6 protein-coding genes are annotated in these 8,724 nt (G+C 66.7%); 3 read left to right on the top strand and 3 right to left on the bottom strand.

The genetic code is table 11. The annotated features are described in order from the left end of the window. Positions 1-645: 645 nt before the first annotated feature. Positions 646-2,931, bottom strand: coding sequence for a spermidine synthase (locus D4Q52_RS25720; protein WP_119859434.1), 2,286 nt, complete (start codon positions 2,929-2,931; stop codon positions 646-648). A gap of 297 nt (positions 2,932-3,228) precedes the next feature. On the opposite strand from D4Q52_RS25720, the gene D4Q52_RS25725 reads away from it, so the two are divergent. Next, on the top strand, positions 3,229-4,851 hold the full coding sequence (locus tag D4Q52_RS25725; protein WP_119859435.1) for a phytoene desaturase family protein: 1,623 nt from the start codon (positions 3,229-3,231) through the stop codon (positions 4,849-4,851). A gap of 42 nt (positions 4,852-4,893) precedes the next feature. Here D4Q52_RS25725 and D4Q52_RS25730 read toward each other — a convergent pair whose 3' ends face one another. Next, complete coding sequence (locus D4Q52_RS25730) at positions 4,894-5,160, bottom strand: hypothetical protein (protein WP_119859436.1); 267 nt, start codon at positions 5,158-5,160, stop codon at positions 4,894-4,896. Between the two features lie 318 nt (positions 5,161-5,478). On the opposite strand from D4Q52_RS25730, the gene D4Q52_RS25735 reads away from it, so the two are divergent. Beyond that, positions 5,479-6,369: a 50S ribosomal protein L11 methyltransferase gene (locus D4Q52_RS25735; protein WP_119859437.1), complete on the top strand. Its 891-nt coding sequence runs from the start codon at positions 5,479-5,481 to the stop codon at positions 6,367-6,369. An 18-nt stretch (positions 6,370-6,387) separates the two neighbouring features. Here the strand turns inward: D4Q52_RS25735 and D4Q52_RS26975 are convergent, their stop codons facing one another. Then, entirely contained in the window at positions 6,388-6,684 is a 297-nt protein-coding gene (locus D4Q52_RS26975) for a hypothetical protein (protein WP_349627422.1), read from the bottom strand. 71 nt (positions 6,685-6,755) lie between these two features. On the opposite strand from D4Q52_RS26975, the gene D4Q52_RS25745 reads away from it, so the two are divergent. Then, positions 6,756-8,585, top strand: a complete 1,830-nt coding sequence (locus D4Q52_RS25745; protein WP_119859439.1) for an aminopeptidase P family protein — start codon at positions 6,756-6,758, stop codon at positions 8,583-8,585. Positions 8,586-8,724 lie beyond the last annotated feature (139 nt).

Genomic DNA, 8,724 nt, shown 5'->3' on the forward strand with positions numbered 1-8,724 from the left:
GACCCGCAAGGACTCCGCCGTCCACGTTTCTCTTTCTTCATCTTCACTTGTCAAACAGCCCGGAGCCCGAAGACCCCTACACCCTTAGCTAGGGTGCCTACCCTTCAGCGACAATGGATGACACCAACCGAGACCTATCGGCTGTTGCGTCACTCATCGAAGTGAGGAGCATCAAAAGGCGCCAATCTCTCCCTTGACTTGGGAGCCAAGAGAGGAAGCCCGACCCGCGGGCAGCGCGTGGGTGTTTCTATAGCCCCCGCCTCCGCGGACCGCAAGCGGAAAAATGAAGGTTTCACGACTCGGGAGAAAGTTCCGCTGGGGACAAGTCGAAAAGCGACGATCTTTCATAAGGTTCCGCTGAACGGAAAAAGCGCCGATGGATCGCCGGGCGCCCCCGTGTTCGGTACGGAGGTCGCCAAACGGGCATGGCCGGGGGATGCGTGCGCGTAGAGCCTGTCCGGTCATTCGACCGTCGAATGCGCCGTAAGGGTCGTGGTTGTGGAGAGCGAAGCGACGAAGCAATCCAGCAAAAGGCTGACTTTGCGGCCCTGGATGTTTCGCTTCGCTGTCAATGACGGGAAATGCGGCTGAATTCGCTGCGTTAGCGTCCGCGGTGGGCTCTAAGGTCCATGCCCGCGGCGCTGCCTATTCCTCGCCCTCACGCAACCTTCGCCACACCGCCCCCAACACGTTGGAATAGTCGTCGGTCCACACCCTTTGATGCGGGCGCGGCTCGGTCAGGGTCCAGTCCTGCGACGTGGCGATGCTGCCGACATCCTCCGGTTCGCGCGCGGAGATCACCACCGAGGTCGAGAAGATGTATTCGGCGTCACGGTCGGAATCTTCCGAAAAGCTCCAGCTCTTCAGCCCGTTGGCGGCCGCGATGCCGACCACGACGCTGGTCAGTTCGAGATGCCGGTTGGAGACGTGCATCAGCACGGCGCCGCGCGGAGTAAGCTTGGATTTGTAGATCGCCATCGCCTCGCGGGTGGCGAGGTGGATCGGAATGGCATCCGACGAATAGGCATCGACGATGATCAGATCGTAAGTGCCGTTCGGCTCGTTGGCGAAGGTCAGGCGCGCGTCACCCATCACCGGCTGCAGGTCCGGCGCGCATTTGCTGACGTAGGTGAAGTATTTCGGGTCGCGGGCGGTGTCGACCATCGACTGGTCGATCTCGAAGAACTTCCAGGTCTCTCCCGGCTGCGACGCGCAGGCCAGCGAACCGGAGCCGAGCCCGATCACCGCGACCCGCAGCGGCTCGCCGCCTTTGCGCGCGCGGATCGCCGCGATGCCCTGCCCGATGCCCCCGCTCGGGTGATAATAGGTGATCGGCTCGGGCCGGCCGGTGACCGGCGTGCCGTCGTCGTTCAGCATCTTCTCGGCGCCGTGGATAGTCGTGCCGTGCAGCAGCACATGGTACTGACCGTTCGACGTCACCTGGATCTTGTGCACCCCGAAGAAGCTGCGCACCGTATCGACCCGGCCATCGTCGGACGGATAGAGCCGGATCAACGCCAGCGCCAGCACGATGGTGGCGAACACCTTCCAGCGGTTGGCACGTAGCACCAGCGCGGCGAACGCTGCCACCGCCGCCACGTCGCCGACGATCAGCATGCGGTTGATGCTGATCCAGTCGTAGATCGTGCCCGACGCGAAGGCCGGCGCGATCAGCGCCACCGCCAACGCCGCCAGCAAGGCCCAGTACCACCGCGTCCATTGCGGCACGCGCTCGACCACCAGCGGCCGGCACAGCACGGCGAGCGCCAGCAGGATCGGATATTCGGCGATCCACGAGAAGCTGTAAGGCGCCACCAGCCCGGCGAACAGGCCGCCGACCATGCCGCCGAACGACAGCGCCACATAGAAGCCGGTGAGATGCCGCGCGTCCGGCCGGGTTCGCGCCAGCTCGCCGTGGCACGCCATGGCGATGATAAAGAACGAGATCAGGTGGCCGGCCAGCATCACCAGCAGATTGGCGGTGCCGGTGTAGGCCAGCAGGATCGCGATCACGGCGATTGCCAGCGGCTGCAGCGCCAGCATCCATTTGTGCGGCAGCAGCGGCCGCGACTGGAACACCAGCACCCAGGTCAGCAAATACAGCGACAGCGGCAGCACCCATAATAGCGGTGCCGCCGCGACGTCGGTGGAAATATGCGCAGTGACGGCGATCAGCAGCCCCGACGGCACGGCGGCGAGAAATACCCAGCGCGCCCGCAGCATCCAGGACGGCGCAACCGCCGCCGCGCTGTCGTCGGCGCTCGCCGAGATGTCCATCTTCGGCGAGCGCAGCAGCAGATAGCCGCAGCCGGCGATCAGCAGGATCAGCAGGCCGTAGCCCGCGGTCCACACCAGGTTCTGCGAGCGCAGCGTCAGCGTCGGCTCGAGCAGCACCGGATAGGACAGCAGCGCCAGGAAGCTGCCGATATTCGACGACGCGTACAGGAAGTACGGGTCCGGCCCGTTGGGATGGCCGGTGCGCACGAACCATGCCTGCAGCAGCGGATTGTTGGCGGCGAGCGCGAAGAACGGCAGGCCGATCGAGACCGTGAACAGGCCGAGCAGCCAGAACGCGTAGCCGCTGGCCGGCGGCGTGCCCCAGCCGGTGGCGATCGACAGCGGCAGCGTCAGCAACGCCGCCACCAGCACCAGCAGATGAATCGCGACCGGGATCAGCCGATTGCGGAACTGGCTGATGTAGTGCGCATAGGCGTAGCCGCCGAGCAGCAGCGACTGGAAGAACACCATCGCCACCGACCACACCGCCGGCGAGCCGCCGAGCCGCGGCAGAACCATTTTGGTGAACAGCGGCTGCACCGAAAACAGCAGCAGCGCACTGGTGAAGATCGCGGCGGTGTAGACGATCAGGATCACCCGGTCGCGCGCCTCCGAATTGTGGCGGGCACCGGCAGGCAGCATCGGCTCGGTCATACGGTCTCCAACATGGACGATCCGGCCAGGCCGGCGCCGATCCATCTCAAACGCGCGGTCCGCACGCAACGCGCCATTTGACGTTCTGCGCAATCGGCCGGAGCGACCATTGCAGAACGGCGAGGCGCCATCCACTCGGATCGGGGGGCCGCGACGTTGTGCCTTGGCGCCGCGCCGGACTCGGCAGGCCCATGCTGCCTCTGGTAGACAGGCGTTCGGTACGAAAATCTCTGATCAGGGGCCAGGTTCCGCCGCGGCGGCGCACCGCCCTGCCCTCCACACGCCGACAGGTGCATCATGGCCGCGCCAACCACCGACGTCGACGCGCTGATCATCGGCGCCGGTCATAACGGCCTGACCTGTGCGGCCTATCTGGCGCAGGCCGGGCTGTCGGTGAAAGTGGTCGAGCGCCGCAGCGTGGTCGGCGGCGCGGCGGTGACGCAGGAGTTTCATCCCGGCTTTCGGAACTCAGTAGCGTCCTACACCGTCAGCCTGCTCAACCCCAAGGTGATCGCCGACCTCAAGCTGCACGACCACGGCCTGCGCATCGTCGAGCGCCGCGCGCAGAACTTCCTGCCGGATCCAGGCGGCCAATATCTGCTGACCGGCGCCAAATACACGGCGGCGTCGGTGGCGCGGCTCAGCCAGCACGACGCCGCGCGCTTTGGCGTTTTCGCCGCGGAACTTGAACAGATCGCCGACGTGCTACGGCACTTCGTACTGCGCGCGCCGCCCAATCTGGTCGAGCACTTCGGCGTCGGCGCGATCCGGGAAGGCCTGGCGGCGCTCGGCACCGCCAATCGCTTGCGGGCGCTGTCGCTGGAGCAACAGCGGCTGCTGCTCGACCTGTTCACCTGCTCGGCCGGCGAAATGCTGGACGACCGCTTCGAGCACGATCTGGTCAAGGCATTGTTTGGCTTCGACGCCATCGTCGGCAATTACGCCAGCCCCTACGCGGCGGGCTCGGCCTATGTGATGCTGCATCACGCCTTCGGCGAGGTGAACGGCAAGAAGGGGGTCTGGGGCCACGCCATCGGCGGCATGGGCGCCATCACCCAGGCGATGGCCGCTGCCGCCCGCGCCGCGGGCGCCGACATTGAAACGGCGGCCGGCGTCCGCGAGGTGCTGGTGGAGAAGGACCGCGTCGTTGGGGTGGCGCTCGATGACGGCCGGACCATCCGGGCCAAATACGTCGCGTCGAACGTCAATCCGAAGCTGCTGTACACCCGGCTGGTGCCGAAGGACGCGCAGCCGGCAGACTTCCTGCGGCGGATGAACGCCTGGAAGAACGGCTCCGGCACCTTCCGGATGAATGTCGCGCTGTCGGGCCTGCCGTCGTTCACGGCCCTGCCCGGCCCTGGCGATCACCTCACCGCCGGCATCATCATCGCGCCCAGCCTCGGCTACATGGACCGCGCCTGGAGCGATGCGAAGCAGTACGGCTGGAGCCGCGAGCCGGTCGTGGAGATGCTGATTCCCTCGACGCTGGACGATTCCCTGGCGCCGGAAGGCCGCCACGTCGCCAGCCTGTTCTGTCAGCACGTCGCGCCGCTGCTGCCGGACGGCGTGTCTTGGGATGCGCACCGCGACCAGGTTGCCGACCTGATGATCGCGACCGTCGACCGCTATGCCCCCGGCTTCAAAGCCAGCGTGCTCGGCCGCCAGATCCTGTCGCCGCTCGATCTCGAACGCGAGTTCGGGCTGCTCGGCGGCGATATCTTCCATGGCGCGCTGAGCCTGAACCAGCTGTTCTCGGCACGCCCGATGCTCGGCCACGCCGATTATCGCGGCCCGCTGAAGGGCCTCTACCACTGCGGCAGCGGGGCCCATCCCGGCGGCGGCGTCACTGGCGCCCCGGGCCACAACGCGGCAGCCGCCATTATCAGCGATCACCGCAGCCTGTTCACAGCGTGTGGATAAAGCTGTGTGCAAGCCTGTGGATATGCTGTGGAAAACCTGGGCTCAGCCGCGCAGGCAGCGCTTGGCTTCGGCGATTTGCGCCCAGCTGTAGCCGTTCTTGACCGCCCAGGCGATCGACTTGGCCTTGCCGTGCTCGGCCACGTGGTAGCGAATGGTGGCGCAATCGACCGGGATCGGTGCGGCGGCCTGATCGGCCGCGAAGGCAGCGGGCATACCGGCCGGAGCCAGCAGGGCAGACATGGCGGTCACTGCGGCCAGGCCTTTGCGCCGGATGGCGCGCGAAAACAGAACGTCGTTGGCGTTGATCATCACACCTCAATGGGCTGATCTGATTGGGGATGGCTGCGGTCGCCCAGGGCGACGTCCAGCGTCTTCATCACTTGGCCTGAGAAATGGGCCAGAACATGACAATGTGCCTCATGGGACACATCTATGCACCGAACGGGCAGCGGGCGGTGGCACGCGGAACACTCACGCGCCACATCAACGCGGCCGCCAAAACCCCAACCCGTTACTTTCATCACTGTGGGTAAGTCATGGACAAACCCAGCGTTTCCGGCGCACAAGCTGTGGATCATCTGTTCATAAGCCGCTTGAACGGCGCGCCTACCAACCCCCGGACCTGCCATGCCTGATCCCGCTCCCACCGTCCGTGCCAGCTTCGTGCTCGGCGACGAGGCGACCGCCCGCCGCGTCACCGACCTGCTCGGCGAATGCTTCGACGAGGCCGAGATGGCGATCGCGGCGTTCGAGCGCCCGGACCGTCAATGGGAGGTCGCGCTGCATTTCGGCGAGCAGCCCAATCTCGACAGCATCCGGGACCTGGTGGCGCAGGCGGCCGGCGAAGACGCCGCCAGGGCGATCACCATGGAGACGATCGCCGCCAAGGATTGGGTGGCGGCGAGCCTCGAGGGGCTGGTGCCGGTCCCGGCTGGCCGCTTCGTCGTCCATGGCAGCCATGACCGCGACCGCATTCCGGCCAACAAGCTCGGCATCGAGATCGAGGCCGCCCTGGCATTCGGCACCGGGCACCACGGCACCACCCGTGGCTGCCTGATCCTGCTCGACCTCGTGCTGCGCGCCGGGCCGCCGCGCAGCGTCCTCGATCTCGGCACCGGCACCGGCGTGCTGGCGATCGCGGCCGCCAAGGCGCTGCGTCAGCCGGTGCTGGCCACTGACATCGACCGGCAATCTGTCGCGGTTGCCAAGGAAAATGCAAGGCTCAACGGCGTCGGCAATCTGGTGATCGCCGAATGGGCGACCGGCTTCGCCTCGCCCGTATTCGCGGCGCATGCGCCGTTCGATCTGGTACTTGCCAATATCCTGGCCAATCCGCTGCGCGCGCTGGCGCAGCCGATGTCCGAGCATCTGGCGCCCTCGGCGCTGGTGATCCTATCCGGTCTGCTGCAGCCGCAGGCGCAGAGCGTGATCGCGGCCTACCGGGCGCGCGGCTGCGTGCTGCTGCGGCAGATCGTGATCGAAGGCTGGAGCAGCCTGCTGCTGGCGAAAACCTTCTGAGGTGAACTTGCGGCAGGCCTAGTCGGCCGACGTGCTCGGGAAGCGCGCATGGGCGCCGTCTTGCGGCGGGGCTTTCTTCACTCGCGAGTCGGACAGGCGGTCCAACATCTGGCTGATCATCCCGCGGGGCTTGGCGTCGTCGGTCTTCGGCTGGGCGGCGGAGGTCGGACGAACGGGCGGAGCGATCTTCTCGAATGAAAAAGCAGGCATGTGTATCCCCTCATCGTTGAGTTGAGACACTCCCGGGTTGATCCCGGACGCGTTATCAGAGTGCGGGCGCACTCGGGCCTGTTCCTTGCAGGCCTGATAAATCAAGCATAACTCGTGCCATAAGCAAAGCTTTTCGCAGCAAGATCGTTTCACGGAACCGAGGAAAACAGCACGTGATGTTCGAAGCGCATTTCCAGACCTTCGAGGATCCCGAAGCCGGCGTCGCGCTCGGCGCGCGGCTCGCAGCGTTGCGCGAGGAGCTGGCCCGCCGCAAGCTCACCGGCTTCATCGTGCCGCGCGCGGATCAGCAGCAGAATGAGTATGTTGCGCCGTCCGAAGAGCGGCTCGCCTGGCTCACCGGCTTCACCGGCTCTGCCGGTCTGGCGATCGTGCTGGTGCACGAGGCCGCCGTTTTCGTCGACGGCCGCTACACGCTGCAGGCCGCCAAGCAGGTCGACACCGCGGCGTGGGCGATCGAGTCGCTGGTCGAGCCGCCGCCGGAACGCTGGCTTGAGTCGCACCTGCAGGCCGGCGACCGCCTCGGATTTGATCCGTGGCTGCACACGTCTTCGGCAGTCGAGCGGCTGCAAGCTGCCTGCGCCAAGGCCGGCGCGGAGCTGATCGCGGTCGACGGCAATCCGATCGACGCGGTGTGGCACGAGCGCCCGGAGCCGCCGCTCGGCGCCGTCAGCATTCACGGCGCGGAATTCGCCGGTGAACGCGAAACCGCCAAGCTCGGCCGGATTCGCGACGAACTCGTCCGGCTCAAAGCCGATGCACTGGTGCTGTCGGATTCGCACGCGGTGGCGTGGACCTTCAACATCCGCGGCGCCGACGTGTCGCACACGCCGCTGCCCCTCTCTTATGCGCTTGTACCGAAGGACGGTCGGCCGATCGTGTTCATCGACGCCCGCAAGCTGTCGAACAGTGCCCGCGACCATCTCGAACAGACCGCCGAGGTCGCCGAGCCGTCGATGCTCGCGCCGGCGCTACAGGCGCTGGCGCAGACTGGCGCGACGATCGCGCTCGACAGCGCCACCGCGGCCGACGCGCTGACCCGGCTGATCAAGGACGCCGGCGGCAAGCCGCTGCGCGGCGCCGATCCGGTGGCGCTGCTCAAGGCGGTGAAGAACGAGGTGGAGATCGCCGGCACCCGCACGGCGCATCAGCGCGACGCGGTGGCGCTGGCGCGCTTCCTCGCCTTCATCGATGCCGAGGCGCCGAAAGGCGCGCTGACCGAGATCGACGCCGTCGAGGCGCTGGAGAGCTTTCGCCGCGACACCGGCGCGCTAAAGGACGTGTCGTTCCCGACCATCTCCGGCACCGGCCCGAACGGCGCGATCGTGCATTACCGCGTCACCCGCAAGAGCAACCGCCGCATCCAGCCCGGCGATCTCTTGCTGATCGATTCCGGCGCGCAGTATCAGGACGGCACCACCGACGTCACCCGCACGATTGCAGTCGGCGAGCCGACGCCCGAGATGCGCGACCGTTTCACCCGCGTGCTGCGCGGCCACATCGCCATCGCCCGCGCGGTCTTCCCCGACGGCACCACCGGCGCGCAGCTCGATACGCTGGCGCGGCAATTTTTGTGGCAGGCCGGGATCGATTTCGAACACGGCACCGGCCACGGCGTCGGCTCGTATCTGTCGGTGCACGAAGGCCCGGCGCGGATCTCCAAGCTCGGCACCACGCCGCTGAAGCGCGGCATGATCCTGTCGAACGAGCCCGGCTACTACAAGACCGACGCCTTCGGCATCCGCATCGAGAACCTCGAACTGGTCGTCGAGAAACAAGTCGACGGCGCCGAGAAGCCCATGAACGGCTTCGAAACCCTGACCTTCGCGCCGATCGATCGCCGCCTGATCGATGTCGCCATGCTGAGCCAGAAGGAACTCGCCTGGCTCAACGCCTACCACGCCCGCGTCCGCGACCTCGTCCGCCCCCACCTCGACGGCCCGACGCAACTCTGGCTCGATCAGGCAACGGCGCCGCTGCAGCACTAATCACCACAGCCGCGCCCCACCCCACCCTCTCCCCGAGTCATTCCGGGGCGGGCCCCCCGCCCCGCGGGGGGCGACCCGCAAGAAACCCCGCCCTTGGGGCCGGGGGGCCCCCACAACACGGATAAAGGGGTAACCAGCA

It is taken from the genome of Rhodopseudomonas palustris (assembly GCF_003591005.1).
GTDB lineage: Bacteria > Pseudomonadota > Alphaproteobacteria > Rhizobiales > Xanthobacteraceae > Rhodopseudomonas > Rhodopseudomonas palustris_K.

Coding starts and splice junctions, on each gene's coding strand:
- D4Q52_RS25725 (WP_119859435.1), top strand. CDS start 3,229: ATGGCCGCGCCAACCACCGACGTCGACGCGCTGATCATCGGCGCCGGT.
- D4Q52_RS25745 (WP_119859439.1), top strand. CDS start 6,756: ATGTTCGAAGCGCATTTCCAGACCTTCGAGGATCCCGAAGCCGGCGTC.
- D4Q52_RS25730 (WP_119859436.1), bottom strand. CDS start 5,160: ATGATCAACGCCAACGACGTTCTGTTTTCGCGCGCCATCCGGCGCAAA.
- D4Q52_RS25735 (WP_119859437.1), top strand. CDS start 5,479: ATGCCTGATCCCGCTCCCACCGTCCGTGCCAGCTTCGTGCTCGGCGAC.
- D4Q52_RS25720 (WP_119859434.1), bottom strand. CDS start 2,931: ATGACCGAGCCGATGCTGCCTGCCGGTGCCCGCCACAATTCGGAGGCG.